Origin of the sequence: Enterobacter soli ATCC BAA-2102, from assembly GCF_001654845.1 — a bacterium.
GTDB classification, from domain to species: Bacteria; Pseudomonadota; Gammaproteobacteria; order Enterobacterales; family Enterobacteriaceae; genus Enterobacter; species Enterobacter soli.
Window position 1 is genome coordinate 1 of record NZ_LXES01000032.1, and the last position, 18,863, is coordinate 18,863.

Annotated in this window: 17 protein-coding genes and 1 tRNA gene; 13 read left to right on the forward strand and 5 right to left on the reverse strand. The window is 53.0% G+C overall.

All coding sequences use genetic code 11. From position 1 onward, the window contains the following. Nucleotides 1-23: 23 nt before the first annotated feature. Both ybcJ and folD read right to left on the reverse strand, forming a co-directional pair. Complete coding sequence (gene ybcJ / locus M987_RS11055) at nucleotides 24-236, reverse strand: ribosome-associated protein YbcJ (RefSeq protein WP_004143016.1); 213 nt, start codon at nucleotides 234-236, stop codon at nucleotides 24-26. 1 nt (nucleotide 237) lies between these two features. After that, nucleotides 238-1,104 carry a bifunctional methylenetetrahydrofolate dehydrogenase/methenyltetrahydrofolate cyclohydrolase FolD gene (folD, locus tag M987_RS11060; protein ID WP_014069199.1) on the reverse strand — a complete coding sequence of 289 codons (867 nt, stop codon included), beginning with the start codon at nucleotides 1,102-1,104 and terminating at the stop codon, nucleotides 238-240. Between the two features lie 309 nt (nucleotides 1,105-1,413). Here folD and fimA point away from each other — a divergent pair, with 309 nt between their 5' ends. The 6 genes from fimA to sfmF all read left to right on the forward strand — a co-directional run bounded on the left by fimA (nucleotide 1,414) and on the right by sfmF (nucleotide 7,436). Further along, on the forward strand, nucleotides 1,414-1,974 hold the full coding sequence (gene fimA / locus M987_RS11065) for a type 1 fimbrial major subunit FimA (protein WP_014069200.1): 561 nt from the start codon (nucleotides 1,414-1,416) through the stop codon (nucleotides 1,972-1,974). 69 nt (nucleotides 1,975-2,043) lie between these two features. After that, nucleotides 2,044-2,586, forward strand: coding sequence for a type 1 fimbrial protein subunit FimI (gene fimI, locus M987_RS11070; protein ID WP_014069201.1), 543 nt, complete (start codon nucleotides 2,044-2,046; stop codon nucleotides 2,584-2,586). Between the two features lie 34 nt (nucleotides 2,587-2,620). Continuing rightward, on the forward strand, nucleotides 2,621-3,313 hold the full coding sequence (gene fimC, locus M987_RS11075; RefSeq protein ID WP_014069202.1) for a type 1 fimbria chaperone FimC: 693 nt from the start codon (nucleotides 2,621-2,623) through the stop codon (nucleotides 3,311-3,313). Between the two features lie 14 nt (nucleotides 3,314-3,327). Then, nucleotides 3,328-5,889, forward strand: coding sequence for a fimbrial biogenesis usher protein (locus tag M987_RS11080; RefSeq protein WP_014069203.1), 2,562 nt, complete (start codon nucleotides 3,328-3,330; stop codon nucleotides 5,887-5,889). A gap of 10 nt (nucleotides 5,890-5,899) precedes the next feature. Continuing rightward, the gene (gene fimH / locus M987_RS11085; RefSeq protein WP_014069204.1) at nucleotides 5,900-6,907 is read left to right on the forward strand and encodes a type 1 fimbria D-mannose specific adhesin FimH; all 1,008 of its coding nucleotides are present in this window, start codon (nucleotides 5,900-5,902) and stop codon (nucleotides 6,905-6,907) included. Nucleotides 6,908-6,917: 10 nt separating this feature from the next. Continuing rightward, nucleotides 6,918-7,436, forward strand: coding sequence for a fimbria assembly protein (gene sfmF, locus M987_RS11090; RefSeq protein ID WP_014069205.1), 519 nt, complete (start codon nucleotides 6,918-6,920; stop codon nucleotides 7,434-7,436). 51 nt (nucleotides 7,437-7,487) lie between these two features. On the opposite strand, the gene fimZ is transcribed toward sfmF, so the two are convergent. The 3 genes from fimZ to M987_RS11105 form a co-directional block, all read right to left on the reverse strand. Continuing rightward, entirely contained in the window at nucleotides 7,488-8,120 is a 633-nt protein-coding gene (gene fimZ, locus M987_RS11095) for a fimbria biosynthesis transcriptional regulator FimZ (RefSeq protein ID WP_014069206.1), read from the reverse strand. Between the two features lie 808 nt (nucleotides 8,121-8,928). Beyond that, nucleotides 8,929-9,645, reverse strand: a complete 717-nt coding sequence (locus M987_RS11100) for a helix-turn-helix transcriptional regulator (RefSeq protein ID WP_014069207.1) — start codon at nucleotides 9,643-9,645, stop codon at nucleotides 8,929-8,931. A 24-nt stretch (nucleotides 9,646-9,669) separates the two neighbouring features. Further along, complete coding sequence (locus tag M987_RS11105) at nucleotides 9,670-10,380, reverse strand: EAL domain-containing protein (protein WP_049796670.1); 711 nt, start codon at nucleotides 10,378-10,380, stop codon at nucleotides 9,670-9,672. Between the two features lie 244 nt (nucleotides 10,381-10,624). On the opposite strand from M987_RS11105, the gene M987_RS11110 reads away from it, so the two are divergent. From M987_RS11110 to M987_RS11140, 7 genes are all read left to right on the forward strand, one after another. Beyond that, nucleotides 10,625-10,701 (forward strand) — tRNA-Arg (locus tag M987_RS11110). A gap of 359 nt (nucleotides 10,702-11,060) precedes the next feature. After that, nucleotides 11,061-12,077, forward strand: a complete 1,017-nt coding sequence (locus M987_RS11115) for an iron ABC transporter substrate-binding protein (protein WP_014069209.1) — start codon at nucleotides 11,061-11,063, stop codon at nucleotides 12,075-12,077. A gap of 24 nt (nucleotides 12,078-12,101) precedes the next feature. Then, on the forward strand, nucleotides 12,102-13,676 hold the full coding sequence (locus M987_RS11120; protein WP_014069210.1) for an ABC transporter permease: 1,575 nt from the start codon (nucleotides 12,102-12,104) through the stop codon (nucleotides 13,674-13,676). Nucleotide 13,677: 1 nt separating this feature from the next. After that, nucleotides 13,678-14,700, forward strand: a complete 1,023-nt coding sequence (locus M987_RS11125) for an ABC transporter ATP-binding protein (protein WP_014069211.1) — start codon at nucleotides 13,678-13,680, stop codon at nucleotides 14,698-14,700. Nucleotides 14,701-14,874: 174 nt separating this feature from the next. Next, on the forward strand, nucleotides 14,875-15,150 hold the full coding sequence (gene yahO, locus M987_RS11130; RefSeq protein WP_014069212.1) for a DUF1471 family periplasmic protein YahO: 276 nt from the start codon (nucleotides 14,875-14,877) through the stop codon (nucleotides 15,148-15,150). Nucleotides 15,151-15,482: 332 nt separating this feature from the next. Continuing rightward, nucleotides 15,483-16,562 (forward strand): YncE family protein, encoded by a 1,080-nt coding sequence (locus M987_RS11135; protein WP_014069213.1) that lies wholly within the window; start codon nucleotides 15,483-15,485, stop codon nucleotides 16,560-16,562. 53 nt (nucleotides 16,563-16,615) lie between these two features. After that, nucleotides 16,616-18,802 carry a TonB-dependent receptor gene (locus tag M987_RS11140; protein WP_014069214.1) on the forward strand — a complete coding sequence of 729 codons (2,187 nt, stop codon included), beginning with the start codon at nucleotides 16,616-16,618 and terminating at the stop codon, nucleotides 18,800-18,802. The last annotated feature ends 61 nt before the right edge of the window (nucleotides 18,803-18,863 follow it).

Here is an 18,863-nt window from a genome sequence, read left to right on the forward strand (position 1 = left end):
TGTGGGTGAGGGCATCAAGCAGCTCAGGCCGTAACGGTAACGCTCTGACCTTCAAAACTCACGGTTTGACCCGCGACAATCTTGCAGCGCTTGCGGGTTTCCACCGCGCCGTCGACTTTTACCAGCCCGTCGGCAATGGCGATTTTGGCCTGTGCGCCGCTTTCGCTCCAGCCTTCCAGCTTCAGCAGATCGCACAGCTCAACGTGCGGGTGTTTACCTAATGAAAATGTGGCCATCTTACGCTTCCTTTACGTCGTGATACTCAACGCACGCCTGCAATGTATTCTGAATCAGTGTGGCAACGGTCATCGGGCCGACGCCGCCAGGCACCGGAGTAATGTAAGACGCGCGTGCAGCGGCATCTTCATAAACCACATCGCCCACCACTTTGCCGCTTTCCAGACGGTTAATGCCCACGTCCACGACAATCGCACCTTCTTTGATCCACTCGCCAGGAATAAAGCCCGGCTTACCGACTGCCACGATCAGCAAGTCAGCGTTCTCAACGTGGTGACGCAGGTTTTTGGTGAAGCGGTGGGTGACCGTGGTGGTGCAACCCGCCAGCAGCAGTTCCATGCTCATCGGACGGCCAACGATGTTGGATGCGCCAATCACCACGGCATTCAGGCCGTAGGTGTCGATGTTGTAACGCTCAAGCAGCGTAACGATACCGCGAGGCGTACACGGACGCAGACGCGGCGCACGCTGGCACAGGCGGCCGACGTTATACGGATGGAAACCGTCGACGTCTTTGTCTGGCGCGATACGCTCAAGCACTTTCACGTTGTCGATGCCCGCAGGCAGCGGCAGCTGGACCAGAATACCGTCAATTTCTTTATCGGCGTTCAGGGTGTCAATCAGCTCAAGCAGTTCTGCTTCGCTGGTGGTTTCTGGCAGATCGTAAGAGCGGGAAACAAAGCCCACTTCTTCACACGCTTTGCGTTTGCTGCCGACATAAATCTGCGATGCCGGATTGCTACCAACCAGCACAACAGCCAGCCCAGGGGCGCGAAGTCCGGCCGCTTTACGCGCCTTCACTTTTTCCGCAACCTCAGAGCGCACCTGCTGCGCAATCGTTTTACCGTCAATAATCTTTGCTGCCATCAGAGAGAAGATTCCGTCTGTAACGTTTGAAAGGGGGATTGCCTATATTTTGTCAGAAGCGAGCGCCGCTGTCAGTCACCCTTTGCGAGATTTCCTTCACTGGCCTCAAAACCCATGGTAATCGCATGGTCAATTTCTTAGGGCGGATTAGGATGTGGCCTGGTTAAATCGCAGCGTTTTGACATATTTTAAAATACTTTCCTGAGCTACTTTGTCTCCTCCGAAATAAGCTTTCAATTTATCAATTGAACGTATTTCTTATTCCCGATTATCCGCGGGAAGGGTTATTTATATTTTAAAGGAATAGACATGAAACTCAGCAACATTGCTTCGACCATTATTGCAACTCTGGCCCTGGTCGCGGGTGCCGCTCACGCTGAAGATCCAACGCCGGTTTCCGTGAATGGCGGTACCGTGCATTTTAAAGGTGAATTAGTGAATGCCGCGTGCTCAGTTAATACGGATTCTTCAGAACAGACCGTTAATCTTGGTCAGTACCGTACCGCGAAATTCACCAAAGTCGGTGATACCACCTCTAATATTCCATTCACTATTGAACTGAACGATTGCGATCCGCTGGTTGCGAAAACGGCTGCAGTCGCCTTTACCGGTCAGATCGACGCAACCGATAAAACCCTGCTGGCCGTAACCTCCGGTAACAACGACAACACCGCGCAAGGTGTAGGTATCGAGATCCTCGACAGCAAATCCAGCACGCTGACCCCAGACGGAGCCACTTTCTCTGCTGCGCAGACGCTGATCGAAGGGACCAACACCCTGAACTTCACCGCGCGTTATAAAGCGACCGCTGCGACCACCACGCCTGGTCAGGCGAACGCGGACGCAACCTTCGTCATGAAATACGAGTAATGCCTGAATACAGGGATGTGGTCGACCTCAGGGAGGAGGTCTCTTAATCGCTAACGCCGGGAACGAAGGATGACAAGGACTGGGATACTGCTTTTTGCCCTTGCGATTGCCTCAACGGTAAATGCTCATACCGTGGTGATCGACGGCGGTAAAGTTCACCTGAGAGGGGAACTGGTCAACGGCGGCTGCGCCGTGGCGCCTGACAGCCAGAATATGCGCGTGGATATGGGGCAGTACCGCACCAACGCCTTTTCGGGCGTTGGCAGTTTTTCCACGGTAAACGTGCCTTTCACCGTACGGCTGCTTGACTGCAGCGTTGATGTCTCCCGTACCGTGGGGATCCAGTTTCAGGGCGCCACGCCTGAAGAGGATCCGCAGGTCTTCCTGGCGACATCGCGGCCAGGGGAAACCCCTGTCAGCAGCGGGGTTGGACTGGCACTTTTCGACGAACAACAGCGTCAGATAATCCCAAACGCCGCGGCGGTCAGTTGGTTGCCCATTAATACCAGTGAGCTGGCGTTTCATTTCAGTGCCCGCTACCGGGCAATTTCCGAACACCTCGTGCCAGGCAATATTCAGTCAGACGTCTGGTTTACGTTGATTTATCCCTAACGCCTGCGAACACATTATTAAAGGTACGGTTGTGATGAACACCCTAATTAAACCTGGACTGATTTTATCTTTTATTTTGATGATGGTTTCTACATGCGCAAATGCGTCCGGCGGTATTGCGTTGGGCGCGACGCGCGTTATTTATCCGGCGAATGCGAAACAGACCTCGCTGGCGATCACCAACAGCAACAAACAAGAACGCTATTTAATTAACGCGTGGATCGAAAATGCGAACGGGCAAAAGGAAAAAACCTTTGCCGTTACACCGCCCCTGTTCGTGAGCGAGCCGGACAGTGAAAATACGCTGCGTATTATTTATGCAGGACCGGCATTACCCACCGATCGCGAATCGCTGTTTTACATGAATGTGAAAGCGATCCCATCGGTCAGCAAGGCGAAAACAGAGAACAATAACGTGCTGCAACTGGCCATTCTGTCGCGAATCAAGCTGTTTGTGCGCCCGGTTAACCTGTCGATGCCGCCGGAAGAGGCGCTCTCCCAATTGCGCTTTGAGCGCGTCGGAAACCACCTGAAGGTGAGCAATGCCTCGCCCTATTACGTCACGCTGGTCAATCTTAAGCTTGGCGGTCAGACGCTGGATAACCTGATGGTCGCGCCTAAAAACTCAGCGCAGCAGGTGTTACCAACCGCCGCGAGCGGCACGCTCTCCTGGCAGAGCGTCAATGACTACGGTGCCATTACACCGGCACGTAGCGTCAATCTGTGAGCAGAGTCAGGGCGATGAACACTCAATGGCGTTACTGCCCGGTTGCACTGGCATTGATGGCAACGCTCTGGCCGCAAACCGGCTGGAGCGAAAGCTACTTCAACCCGGCCTTTTTATCCGACGACACCGCAAGCGTGGCGGATTTGTCGCGTTTTGAGCAAGGGCATCAGCAGGCTCCGGGCGTCTATCGCGTGGATATCTGGCGCAACGATGAATTTATCGGCACGCAGGACGTGCGCTTTGAACAAGCCGAAAACACCCCACCTGTCGCGGGCGGGCTCTCACCATGCATTACGCGCGCGATGCTTGATCGATTTGGCGTTAATATCGCGGCGTTTCCGGAACTGGCAAACGTACAGGGCGAGACCTGTGTTCCGCTGACCACGGCCATTCCTGGCAGCGAAACGGCATTCAACTTTGCGTCGCTGCGCCTGAACATCAGCCTGCCGCAGGTGGCGATGCAAAATAGCGCTCGGGGCTACATTCCCCCTGAACAGTGGGATGACGGGATCCCCGCCGCGTTGCTCAACTACAGTTTTACCGGCAACCGGGGCAGCGACGACGACAGCTATTATCTGAACCTGCAAAGCGGGCTGAACTACGGCGCCTGGCGTCTGCGCAACAACGGCGCATGGCGTTATTCGCAAAACAACGGCGAGCGGCACAGCAACTGGGAAAATATTGGCACCTGGGCCCAGCGCAGCATTATTCCCCTTAAAAGCGAGCTGGTGCTGGGTGACAGCAATACCGGTAACGACGTGTTTGATAGCATCGGTTTTCGCGGCGGGCGGCTTTACTCTTCTGACAGTATGTATCCGGACAGCCTTCAGGGCTACGCACCCACCGTGCGCGGTATCGCCCGGACGCCTGCCAAAGTGGTCATTCGCCAGAACGGGTACGTGATTTACCAGAGCTATGTCCAGCCCGGCGCTTTTGCAATAAACGATCTGAACCCCACTTCATCCAGCGGTGACCTTGAGGTCACGGTAGAAGAAAAAGACGGTAGCCAGCAGCGCTACACGGTGCCGTATTCCACCGTGCCGCAGCTTCAGCGTGAAGGTCGCTGGAAGTATGACCTGGTGGCGGGTGACTACCGTAGCGGGAACAGCGAACAGGATACGCCGTTCTTCACTCAGGGAACGTTAATTGCCGGTCTTGCCGATGGCTACACGCTTTACGGCGGTACGCAGCTGGCATCACGTTACACGGCGCTGGCCATCGGTGCCGGGAAAAACCTCGGTGACTGGGGGGCAATATCGCTCGATCTGACTCATGCCCGCAGCCAGCTTGCCGATGACAGCCGCCACAAAGGACAGTCGCTGCGCTTCCTCTATGCCAAATCCCTGAACGGATTTGGCACCAACTTTCAGTTGCTCGGTTACCGCTACTCCACGAAAGGGTTTTACACCCTGGATGATGTGGCCTGGCGCTCGATGGAAGGTTATCAATACGGCGACAGCCAGGATAACGACGGTGTGCCGGACGTGCAGAGCTATCACAATCTGACGTGGAATAAAAAAGGGCGCTTCCAGCTCAATATCTCCCAGTCGCTGGGGGATTACGGATCGCTGTATGTCTCTGGCAGCCAGCAAAGCTACTGGGGAACCAGCGAATCAAACGTCTGGTATCAGCTTGGCTACGCTGGCGGCATTCAGGGCATCAGCTATTCCGTCTCCTGGTCGTGGAATAAAGCCGTGGGGATCGACGGCACAGACCGGATCGCCTCGTTTAACGTCTCTGTTCCTTTCAGCCTGTTCACGCGCCACGGCTATCGACGTGATCAGGCCATTGACCGGGCTTATGCCACGGCTTCTGCCAGCCGGAATAACGACGGTGACAGCAGCTGGCAAACCGGGATCAGCGGCACATTACTTGAAGACCGTAACCTGAACTACAGCGTGACCCAGGGGCATACCAGCAATAACGGCGCTAGCGGAAGTGCCAGCGCCAACTGGCAGGCGACCTACGGCACGCTGGGAGTGGGCTACAACTACGCGCGCGATCAACATGATCTCAACTGGCAGCTTTCTGGCGGCATCGTGGGCCACGAAAATGGCGTGACCTTCAGCCAGCCGCTGGGGGATACCAACGTTCTGATCAAAGCCCCAGGAGCATCCGGAGTGAGCGTGGAAAACCAGACCGGAGTGAAAACCGACTGGCGCGGCTACGCGGTGATGCCGTATGCCACGGTCTACCGTTACAACCGTGTGGCGCTGGATACCAACACCATGAGCAACAACACCGATATCGAAAATAACGTGAGCAGCGTGGTGCCGACAAGAGGCGCGCTGGTGCGTGCCAGCTTTGATGCCCGGATCGGCGTGCGCGCGTTACTGACCGTCAGACGTGGCGATCAACCCGTGCCGTTCGGCGCCATAGTGCGTGAAACCGAAAGCGGCGTCACCAGCATGGTGGGCGATGACGGACAGATTTACCTCAGCGGATTACCGCTGGAAGGGGAGCTGTTGATCCAGTGGGGCGACGGGATGCAGTCCCGGTGTCGCGCGCACTACCGCTTACCCGCAGATAGCCAGAACCAGGCCATTACCATGGCGGGGGCGAGCTGTGATCGATAACAGGAACTCAATGATGAAATTTCCCCACACGCTATTGGGTGCGGTACTGCTGTGCGGCGCGCTGCCTGCGTGGGCAACCGTGTGTCAGAATGCCGACGGCGTCGCGAAGGATATCTCTTACGATCTCTCAAACGTCTTTGACAGCTCTAACAACAAGCCCGGGCAGATTGTCACCCTGGCGCAAAAATCCGGGTTGGTCGGGGTGAACGCTATCTGCCCGAAGGGCACTTCCGGCAAATCGACCATGCGAAGCTACGTCACGGACCTGCCCATCACCACCGAGATAGACAGCTACAAGTATGTGAAGCTGAATGACTATCTGGATGGCGCGATGCAGATCCACGATGATTATGCCGGGACGTTTTATCCACCAGCGAACTATATCCAGATGGGCCAGCACCCCAACGTGCCGAACAACAAAGCCTTTCCGGTGACGGATTCGAAGCTGGTGTTTCGCCTTCGGGTGACGCGCCGGTTTATCAATATGGTGGTGATCCCGCAGCAGACCATGTTCAGGGTCTACGTCACCACCACGTCGTCCGACCCGCTCAGCACGCCGGTTTACACCATCAGCTACAGCGGGACGATCCAGGTGCCGCAAAGCTGTGAAATTAATGCCGGAAAAGTCGTGGAATTTGATTTTGGTGAAATCGGTGCATCGCTGTTTAGCCAGGCCGGAGCCGGAAATCGCCCGGACAAGGTTTCGCCACAGACAAAAACGATTGCCATCAAATGCACCAATGTGGAAGCCAATGCTTACCTGTCCATGCGTATTGAAGCTGAGCAAACCTCTGGCAATGCGCTGGTTTCCGATAACCCCGACTTGGGGTTTGTGATCGCAACAGAAAGCGGCACCCCACTGACGCCCAACAACCTGACCAGCAAAATTCCGTTCCGTCTGGATGACAGCGCGCAGGCGCAGGTGGGGATCCGGGCCTGGCCGGTCAGTATAACGGGCAATAAACCCGCCGAAGGGCGTTTTACCTCTCGCGGGTATCTGCGCGTGGATTATGAATAAAGGAGGAGCAATGCGACGCTTAAGTAAAGCACTGCTGCTGGTAGCGCTGGTTCACGCGAACGCCCATGCCACCACGGCACTGGGGGAAATCAACATTGAGCTGTACGGTAATATTGTGGATTTCACCTGTGTCGCGGAAGGCAGCGATAGCGACAAAATCGTGACGCTGGGTACATGGCCGACAAAACAACTCAGCACCACAGGCAGCAGGACGCAGCCGGTGCCGTTTACGCTGAAGCTGACCGGATGCCCGCCCGGCGCGGCATCGATAACCTTTTCAGGAAAAGAGGACGGGAGCGATAGCGGTTTACTGGCTCTGAATGATTCAAGCCAGGCCAGCAATGTTGCGGTGGAAATTCGCGATCGCGATAAAACACGCCTGGCGTTGCAGCAGGCCAGTCAGACGGTGGCGGTAGACACCCAGGGAAACGCAGAGCTGTCGTTTTATGCCAATTATATTGCCACGGCTGATAACCCGCAGCCGGGCAGGGCAGATGCCGATGCAACCTTTATGATTAATTATAATTGAAACTGACCGCACTCCCTGCAACTCGTATAAGTTGCGGGGAGTGAATTCAGGTTAAAGCAATTCGTGGGCTTTCGCGTAATCAATTAATTCAACAATGCTTTGCACACCCAGCTTAGAATAAATATTGGATTTGTGAGCGCTTATTGTTTTGTTGCTAAGCAACAACTGCTCGGCGATTTCTTTATTCGATAACCCATTGGCCAGATACCGCAGTACCGTCACTTCTCGGTTTGATAACGGCATGTCTATAACCATTCCTTTGTGTGTTCCCAGGTGATTTATAAAATTTAGTGTTTCGGATGGAAAAAATGAATATCCCGTCAGTAACATTTCAACCGCATTATAGATCTCACCTAAGTCTTTTCGCTTACTGACAAAGCCGTTTGCTCCGGCACGAATGGCGCGTCCGGCGTAAAACGCCTCTGATTTTGAAGACAGGAAAAGAACTTTGATGTCCTTATTTAAGTTTTTGATTCTTTTGAGTAATGCAAATCCGTCAGTCCCGGGGAGTTCGATGTCCAGGATCACCAGATCAATCGCATGGTTGCGTATACAATCAAGAACTTCATGGCTGTCACCAGACTTGAGCTTAACCACGATATTTTTATTTTTCTGTAGCAGGACTTCTATCGACATTCTGACAATAGGGTGTTCGTCCATAATGATAACGGATGCCGGTTTCATTTTTTATGCCTCAGATTGTTAAAAGCGTTGTGCCGAGTTTTGCTAAAACTCTCGGAAAGCCGGAAGGATAATTATGCAGATCCTTATACGGTGGTAATTCCCTGGAAGAGCGAAAGCATCCTTGTTAACGTAGCGATAAAATCATTGCCTCAGCGCGGATTGTTAAATTGGCTGGTGGTGGCAAAAGTGTTTTCTTATTCATGTTTGAAACACGTCTTATTATACCGCTTAAGCTTTCTCCGAAAAGCCTGTAAATTATATTTTCCGTGTTTCGCTATATTATCTTCTGGAAGCTAATAGCTATTAATTTAAATTTAGCTGAAATCACCTGTTATTTCTTATACGGCAATTCATCATCTTCATGTAATAACAAAAAATGACATATCTCTCTATATGTTGATCGGTTGTTAAAAATATAAACCCGAAACCCTGAGTCATTTTTCCTGGTGTTAGCGAAGCGATCGCTGACACAGGCCGTGGTGCCGCCAACGGCAAGCGCTAACGCTCTTAAAGAAAATCTTGTGACTGAACAGCAGGATATGCTGGACATTCGCATGTCGTGTTGATGCCGTTATGACTAATCTGCTTGTTTTTACATCATTATCATCTCATTAACGGAATCATTATTATTTTAACGCATGGTGGAATGAACTGCCTGTTCAGGTTTTTGTGGTGTTTCGCGTTGTTAAAGTGGATAAATTAGGAATAGTTGTAATTTCGCAAATTATGTTAATAAATCACATTTAATTGACAATTATCTTAAGTAATTTCCTAAAGTCCTTTGGGAATTAATGGGTTAGTGAGTAAGTTAAAACGTGAAGTCGGACAGGTTATTGAGCAGGTGCAGGAGTTCCTGGCGCTGATTTAATCCGAGTTTTTTCAGGATGCAGTTCAGGCGATAAATGATCCGGCTGTAAGGACGGTTTTGTCGGTTGGCTATTTCCCGCAATGACAGACCCTGGGACAAATACTGAAGCACGGGCCATTCGTTGCGGGAGAACCACTCTTTTTTCATACTCACCAGCGCAGTGGTGTGCAGCAGGGATTGTTGCATGGCCTTCGCGGTGAGCTGGCGCTCCAGAACGTGAAACGGCCCGGAGGCACGGCAAAAAAGCCGGGTGTCGTAATCATCCGCCCTGATCAGTAAATGAGGTATCAGAAAAGGGGAGTAAAGGCTCTGCCTTCTTAGCCTGTCCAGCATGTCGATAAGCGTAATGGCACGGCTTTCGATATCCACAAGCAGCCTGGCCGACGGCCAGTGGCCGAGCGTGCTGAACGCCTCTTCCAGCGTTTCGCAATCACAGCAGTTACTGAGCGGGGAGAGCCCGTTCATAATACCTGTACGAAGGAAGTTATCTTGGGTGACCAGAATAATAAAAGGCGCGTGCGTCTTGCGAGTCTGATTAATCGACTGGCTCAAAAACTCTAGACGGTCAAAAAAGGGGGGAGGATAGGGCGAGTGTGTAAATCCCGGTGAATCACTTCCTGTCCGACGCCGTCTGTAGCGGCGTACTGTCATTCGCATAGCTTCCCTCCTGGCGATGACTGGCTAGTCCTCCGACCAATACCAGCATGGCCAGTGATAGCCCTGGCCTAATCCTGCTCCTGCCTGTAACGCATATGCACGATCCTGGTCGTTCTCGATACCTTCGATCAGCACATGCCCGGCAAGTTGCGAACAGAGAGTGACCAGCCTGGAAAGCGCAGGTGTGGCGCGTAATCGCCAGAACGCGACCTTATCAATTTTGATGCCGTATAAAGGTAACCGACAGGATAAAAACGGTTTAATAACGGTTTCATCAACGTCATCCAGCCAGATGCGGTGACCTTGCATACTTAATTGCTGCAAGCGTTGGGTTACACATTCACGTAGCCCGGCCGAAAGACTGAAAAAAGATGCGGGCTCGACAATCTCAATATTGAGTTGCGAGCTTTTAAGCTGCATTAACTGATGAAATGTTTTGCCCATAGTTAATACGGTTATCGGCAGATTGATAAAAAGGTTTTTGCACATCAGGGCGTTTTTTAACGTGCAGAGTTGGGCTTCAAGTAACATAAATGACTGAACCGCTGACTGGTTGTGGAAAAAACGCTCGTTTTGCAGGTTGGGTGACAACACGCTGAGCACTTCAGCACCCACGGTACGTGAAGTTGAGAGGGCAACGATCGGTTCAAGTTTGATACCGGTAATATCGCTAGAGATGTGTTGAAAGCGGGAGGATTGCACTGCTACTCCGTCGTCCTGTTGTCTGCCAGTCATCGTCATAGATTGACGGAGACCGATACAGGAAAACAGCAGGCGTTACTTAAATGCAGCTAAGCCTTTTCGCAGCGAGAAGAACGAGGACGGAAGGGGGACAAATGTTGAAAAAACAGACGTATTTACAATCGTGTAGCGCATATTGGCAGAGAAGACCGACAATCATGCCAAAAGGCATTGACTCACCTGCCATTGACCGTATAATTCCACGCGTTTCACCACCGCGAAGTTTACGCTTCTCCGTGCGCCCTTAGCTCAGTTGGATAGAGCAACGGCCTTCTAAGCCGTAGGTCGTAGGTTCGAATCCTACAGGGCGTGCCATTCAGGTCATCTGTTTATCAAAACCTCCGTTTCGCCAGCATAAAACCTTCTTTCGTTCCTGCGCGTCATTTTTGAATAATGCTGTATATTTCACCCCGGAAAGGTGTAAATTCATTTGCCAGAAATAAATAGAATGCTAATTAAATAATATATTTTTGCATCTTAAGGTTTTCCTAATCTTTAATATGGTCGTGTTTTTTTATTGGGTTTTTATCATTTTAAATTCGGTCAAATTAATATTTTAGACTTTTACGAAAAAACATGACTGATAGTAATTATCATTAGCGTTTTTATATGCTTTAATCCGTATCCTCAAAGCCATTCGTTGTTATTTACTTTGGTCAATTAAGGATATGTTCATGAATTCTCGCGTATTGTCATGCTTCTCGCTTGCATTATTGTCTTCATCGATTTTCCTTTCAACTCAGTCGGTTGCGGCAGAAAACAACGAAGGTATCGTTGTATATAACGCCCAGCATGAAAATCTGGTGAAGTCGTGGGTTGATGGTTTTACTAAAGAAACAGGGATTAAAGTCACACTGCGTAATGGCGATGACAGCGAGCTGGGTAACCAGCTGGTTCAGGAAGGAAGTGCGTCACCTGCGGATGTCTTCCTGACAGAAAACTCCCCATCAATGGTACTGGTTGATAATGCAAAACTGTTTGCGCCATTAGATGCGGCCACATTAAAACAGGTCCCTGCGGAATTTCGTCCTGCGCACGGTCGCTGGATTGGTATTGCTGCACGTAGCACCGTCTTCGTCTATAACCCGGCTAAACTGAGCGAACAGCAGCTGCCTAAATCGCTGATGGATCTGGCAAAACCTGAGTGGAAAGGCCGCTGGGCTGCTTCCCCGTCTGGTGCTGATTTCCAGGCGATTGTCAGTGCGATGCTGGCGCTGAAAGGCGAGCAGGCTACCCTGGACTGGCTGAAAGCGATGAAAGCCAACTTTGTTGCCTACAAAGGCAACAGCACCGTGATGAAAGCGGTCAATGCCGGTCAGATTGATGGCGGCGTGATTTATCATTACTACCGTTTTGTTGATCAGTCCAAAACCGGTGAAAACAGCAAAAATACTCAACTCTACTACTTCAAACACCAGGATCCGGGCGCGTTCGTGAGCCTCTCTGGTGGTGGTGTTCTGGCGTCCAGCAAGCATAAAGAGCAGGCTCAGGCGTTCATTAAGTGGATCACTGGTAAAGAAGGTCAGGAGCAGCTGCGCACCAACAATGCGTTCGAATATGCCGTGGGCGTTAACGCCGCGTCTAACCCGAAACTGGTTCCGCTGAAAGATCTTGATGCACCTAAAGTTGAGCCTTCTACACTCAACAGTAAGAAAGTCATTGAGCTGATGACACAAGCGGGCCTGCTGTGATCCTAAGAGTTAAGTGAAAGCCTTATGTCTGGTTTGAGTCTCGACCTCGGTAAAAGGCCATCTCGCCAGCCGGCCCGTAAGCGGCCGGCGTTGCCGATGGTTGCGTTAGCGGTACTGTTTTCATTAATGGCGCTTCTGCCTTTAGGTTTTATCATTGCCATTGGCTTTGAGACCGGCTGGGAAACCATTAAGGCTCTTGTGTTTCGCCCGCGTGTTGCTGAGCTGCTCAGCAACACGCTGTGGCTGACTGCGTTAGCGGTGCCGCTGTGCATTGTTCTGGGTGTTTCCATCGCCTGGCTGACCGAGCGCACTACGCTTGCGGGCCGTCGTGTCTGGTCAGCGCTTGCCGTTGCGCCGTTGGCGATCCCGGCATTTGTCCAAAGCTATGCCTGGGTGAGTGTCGTGCCTTCTATGCACGGGCTCTCTGCGGGCGTGTTTCTCTCCGTCCTGGCCTACTATCCGTTTATCTACATGCCTGTTGCAGCCGTCCTGCGCCGCCTTGACCCAACGCTTGAGGATGTTGCCTCTTCGCTCGGCACTCCGCCGTGGCGGGTGTTTTTCCGCGTGGTGTTGCCGCAGCTAAAACTGGCGATTTGTGGCGGGGCGCTGCTGGTTGCGCTGCATTTACTGGCGGAATATGGCCTGTACGTCATGATCCGCTTCGACACCTTTACGACCGCGATTTACGACCAGTTCCAGTCGACGTTTAGCGGCCCGGCGGCCAATATGCTGGCGGGCGTACTGGCTTTGTGCTGCCTGGCTATTCTGCTGCTTGAAGGCGCAACGCGCGGTAAAGCCCGCTACGCCCGTATCGGCTCCGGCGCGGCGCGCGAGCAAAAACGCTGGCCGTTAAAACCGGCAACGGCTCTGATGGGGCAAGCGCTGTTTATCGTGCTGGTTATTCTGGCCCTGGGTGTCCCGCTGGTGGTGCTGTGTCGCTGGATCTGGCTCGGTGGCGTGCAAAACTGGATGAGCGCCGATCTCTGGCTCTCGCTTCGCCAGACGCTGATACTCGGTGTGGGTGGCGCGCTGCTGACCACCGTCTGCGTTATTCCCATTGCCTGGCTCGGTATTCGCTATCCGCATCGCGTGTTCAGGATGCTGGAAGGGTGCATTTACATCACCAGTTCATTGCCGGGGATTGTAACGGCGCTGGCGCTGGTGACGGTAACTATCCATTACGCGCGGCCGATTTATCAGACAGAAGTCACGCTGTTCCTCGCCTATCTGCTGATGTTTATGCCCCGCGCGCTGATCAACCTGCGGGCCGGGATCGCGCAGGCCCCGGTGGAGCTGGAAAACGTTGCCCGCAGCCTGGGCTCCTCTCCGGCGAAAGCGCTCTGGAGCGTCACCATGCGGCTTGCGGCACCGGGTGCTGCGGCAGGTGCGGCGCTGGTTTTCCTCGGCGTAAGTAACGAACTCACTGCGACGCTGTTGCTCTCGCCGCTGGGGACGCGCACGCTTTCAACCGGCTTCTGGGCGTTGACCAGTGAGATTGACTACGTTGCCGCGGCACCTTACGCCATGCTGATGATCCTTATCTCACTGCCGCTGACCGGTATCCTTTACATGCAGTCTAAAAAAATCGCAGGGCTTTGACATGCTTGAACTTACGTCGATTTCTAAATCATTTGCCGATGCGCTGGTGCTCGATAACCTGAACCTGACCGTTGCGCCAGGAAGCAGAACGGCGATTGTCGGGCCATCGGGTTCAGGAAAGACAACGCTGCTGCGTATTCTTGCCGGTTTTGAAACGCCGGATGCCGGGCGCATAGTGATGCAGGGGAAAACGCTGTTTGATGAGGCGAATTTTGTTCCGGCGCATCAGCGTGGGATCGGCTTTGTTCCGCAGGAAGGGGCGCTGTTCCCGCACCTCAATGTGGCGGATAATATTGCCTGGGGGCTGGAAGGCACCCGGCAGGAAAAACGCCAGCGTGTTGAGGCGCTGATGGAGATGGTGTCGCTGGACAGGCAGCTGGCAACGCACTGGCCTCATGAGATTTCCGGTGGCCAGCAGCAACGCGTTGCACTTGCGCGTGCTCTGGCGCAGCGTCCGTCGCTGATGCTGCTGGATGAGCCTTTCTCTGCGCTTGATACCGGGCTTCGTGCCATGACCCGTAAAGCAACAGCGGATTTGCTCGCTGACGCGGGCGTGGCATCTATTCTTGTGACCCACGATCAGAACGAAGCCTTGTCATTTGCGACCCAGGTAGCCGTGATGCGTGCAGGGCGTTTCACTCAGGTGGGGACGCCTTTTGAGGTTTACACCCAACCGGTGGACGAAGAAACCGCGCTGTTCCTGGGCGATGCGCTGGTACTCCCTGCGCAACTCAAGGATGGACGTGCGCTATGTGCTCTGGGCGAAGTGCTGACTGATGATGATAAGGCAACGGGGCAGGGGCGTATGATGTTGCGCCCGGAACAACTTCGCGTTACGGCGTGCGCGCCACATGAAAGCCAAATCTCCATTGTTGACGTCGATTTCACCGGACATTTATCAACGCTCACTCTGGCACTTGCCGGGCAGCAAGCGCCGCTGATCCTGAAAACGGTGAGCCAGCCGGGGTGGAACCCGGGAACATCTGTACGTATCGATATTGCCGGTAAGGCCCGTGTTTTTTGAGTTTGCAGCTCTGAAATATATTCTTAATACTCGTTAGTATTTTCCGGCAACGGATTGTAATAAAAGATTTTTCCAGGCGTGTGGCATTTCCTGAGTTTCTCTACCATGCTGATAAAACCTCACAAAAGACGTGCGGTTTTACGTGGTTGTTTATTAATCTCAAGGAAAAAGGTTATGAAAAAAACAATTGCTATTTTGATGGGAACGGCGTTTTTGTTTACGACGAATGTCTTTGCCGCTGAACTGATGACTCGCGCTGAGTTTAAAAAAGTCGAGTCTCATTATAAAAAAATCGGTACTGTCTCCACTTCGAATGAAGTATCCGTTGATGATGCGAAAAAAGAGCTGATTGAGAAAGCAGATAAGAAAGGTGCTGATGTTCTGGTGCTGACGTCAGGCAATACGAATAACAAAATTCATGGCACGGCCAATATTTACAAGAAAAAGTAACACAGTGAACGCCACCCCGGAATGACGGGGTGGCGTTCTGTCCTTTCTCCTTGAGTGAGATATCCTTTTTGTCGCTAATGTTATGAATTTAAGGCGTTACGCATATTTACACTTGATCATAAAAAGATAATGAGTATAGTTCTCATTCTCTTTAGTGTTTGCGGGCGCTGACGGACACTCCCCGCATCAACAGTGAGCAGATCTCACACGGAACACTGAGTACAACGGTGGATCCTGCTCTGGCCTAACAGCCTGCCAACACAATCATAATCGCAGCCACATGCGACGCAGATCCCCGCCTGACTATCTTTGAACGGTAAAGGATGTTCCTGATGACCCAAAAAATGTCTGCGCTGGCATTGCTTGTTGCTGTCTCTCTTTCTGGTTGCGCAGCCCAACAGGCGGCCACGCCAGCACCTGCTGTCCAGAAGACCGTAACGGCCCCTGAGAAAACCGGCGTGCTCAAACGTGAACTGGCCGATGGTCTGTACGAAATGGTGCTCAATCAGAAAGGCGATGCGCTGTTTGTTGCCAGTTCTGAGGGCTTTAAGGATGTGCAGGGCGGCGTGGTCTATAAGCTTGATCCCGCCACGCTGAAAACCATTGGCCGCAGCCATACGGATCTGAAAAACTTCGCGATGGCTATCTCGCCCGACGGGCAAACGGTCTACGTCACGAACTCGCTGGACGGCGGTATCAGCGCGATCAGCACCGCTGACGGAAAAGTCAAAAAACGCCTGATGTTCACCGAGCGCAACAAAGAGGGCTTCCCGTTTGGCGCACGTGAAATTCTGCTGCACGACGGCTCGCTGTACGTCGGTGGCGTGGGCGATCCGGGGGTGATTTGGGTGATAGACGCCGAAACCCTGAAGCTGAAAAAAACCATCAAAAATGCCGGCCAGTGGGTTACCGGGTTGTTGTGGTCTGAACAGACAGACCGCCTGTATGCAGCCAACGGCGGCGGCGAGATCCTCGTCATCAATCCGCACACCAACAAAATCGAAACACGCTGGAAGCCGCTGGGTAGCAAGCCAGCGCTGCTGCTGAATCTGGCCGAAGACAAGGCCACCGGCCGCCTGTTCGTTACAGATAATTCCAAAGCCAAAACCACGCTGGTGCTCAATATCCGTACCGGTGAGGTAATCAAACAGCTGGATGTTGGCGACTCGCTGGCGGTGAAGTTCAACGCCAGACGCAATGAGCTGTACATCACCCAGCGCGAAAGCGGAAAACTGCTGAGCCTGGACGCCACCACCTATGCCGTGAAGCAATCATGGGATCTGCCGCCAAATCCGAACAGCCTGCTGCTGTCCGCAGATGGCCAGACCCTGTACGTCACCGTTAAACAGGCTTTCAACAAAGACCACTCAACTAACGGGCCGGACAGCGTCGTTCGTATTTCGCTTAACTAAATTCTAAGGCCCGTTCACGGGCCAATTTTGCGCGTACTTTTAATGAGTTAATTATGACCAACACCACAATGCACAAAACGCTGCTGGCACTCGCCATTGGCGCGGTTACGCACTCCGCCTTTGCGGCGGACAACAAAAATGAAGACACCATTGTCGTTCAGTCTGCTACGGCAGACGCCTTCAAACCGGGCGGCGATCAGCTGGTGCCTGCCTTCCTTGACGGGCAGGTGGCAAACGGCGGACGCATGGGAATGCTCGGCCAGCAGAACGCCATGGACGTGCCGTTTAACCTGGTCAGCTACACCGCGAAGCTGGTTGAAGATCAACAGGCGAAAACCATTGCCGATGTGGTCGCCAACGACGCGGGCGTGCAGTACGTGCAGGGCTACGGTAACAGTGCGGAAAGCTTCCGTATTCGTGGCCTGAAATTTGATGGCGATGACATGACCTTTGGTGGCCTGTCCGGCGTATTGCCACGGCAGGTGGTTGATGCGCAGATGGTGGATCGTATCGAGATCTTCAAAGGGGCAAACTCCCTGATGAACGGCGCGGCAAGCTCTGGCGTGGGCGGGATGATCAACCTTGAGCCAAAACATGCAGGCGAAACCCCACAGGCGAAAGTGGGCGTGGATTACACCTCTGATTCGCAGTTTGGTACCACTCTGGATGCCGGCCGCCGTTTCGGTGACAGCGATCAGTTTGGCGCGCGGGTGAACCTGGTCCATCGCGAAGGGGAAACCGGCGTGGCGAACGATCGTCGTCGCACCACCTTGCTTTCTACTGGCCTGGATTACAAGGGCGATAATTTCCGCACCTCGCTGGATGTGGGGTATCAGAAGAAGACCTTCCACGGTAGCCCAACCAGCGTCAACATTTCGGCAGTAGACTTCATTCCTGAGCCACCGAAAAATGACCGTAACATTTCGCAAAAATGGGCTTACAGCAATATCGAAAACGAATTCGGGATGTGGCGCAGCGAATACGACATCACTGATAACTGGACGGCATACACAGGCCTTGGCGCGCAACATGCGCACGAAGAAGGGTTATACAGCGCACCGAAGATCCTCGACAAAAGTGGCCGGGCGATTGTGAGCCGTCTGGACACCAACCGCATCAGCGATTCGGTCAGTGGCATGGCAGGCATTCGCGGCAACTTCAATACCGGTTTCGTCTCGCATAAGGTAAACGTCGGCTATTCCGCGTTGACCAAAAACGAAAAAATCGCGTGGAAGATGTCGAAGGCGGCGGATAACCCGTACACCAATATCTACCACAATACCGGCGTGAATGCGCCAGACAGCACCAACTTCAACGGCTCTGGCGGCGATTACAGTGACCCGCTCACCAGCGGTCGCACCCGCTCTCAGGGCTGGCTGTTGAGCGACACGCTTGGCGTGCTGGACGACAAACTGCTGTTCACCGCGGGCGCGCGCCATCAGAAAGTGGTGATCCGCGGTTATAACAAAATCACCGGGGCAGAAAACGACGCTGATGGCTTCGACGGCAGCCGCTGGATGCCAACCTACGGTGTGGTGTATAAGCCGTGGAATGAAATCTCGCTTTACGCTAATCACACCGAGGCATTGCAGCCGGGTAAAACCGCGCCAGATTCGGCGACCAACTACGGCCAGAGCACCGGGATCGTCCATTCAAAACAGAACGAAGTGGGGGTTAAAGCCGACTTTGGTCGCGTGGGCGGCTCGCTGGCACTGTTTGAAATCAAAATGCCATCGGCCATTCTCGACAGCGTGACCAAACACTATGGTCTGGATGCCGAGCAACGTAACCGTGGGGTTGAGCTGAATGTCTTTGGCGAGCCAATGTTGGGGATGCGTCTCAACGCCAGTGCCACCTGGTTACAGGCGGAGCTGACCAAAACCAACAACGGCCTGAATCAGGGCAATGACGCCATCGGCGTACCGAATTTCTATGCGGTACTGGGCGCTGAGTACGACATCAAACCGATTGACGGACTAACGGCAACCGCGCGCGTAAACCACTCTGGCACACAGTACGCTGATCTGGCCAACACCAAAAAGCTGGACAGCTATACCACCCTGGATCTGGGGATGCGCTACCGCTTTGCGGTTAACCAGAATCAAAACCAGATGACCCTTCGTGCGGGCATCGACAACGTCACCAACGAAAACTACTGGGCGTCTGTTGATGATTCCGGTACGTACATCACTCAAGGCGAACCCCGGACCTTTAAGGTCTCGGTTGGCTACGAGTTCTGAGTTCCACCCTCGTTATCAGGGGCAAGGATGCCCCAATCCCTTGCTACCACCAGCATGAAGT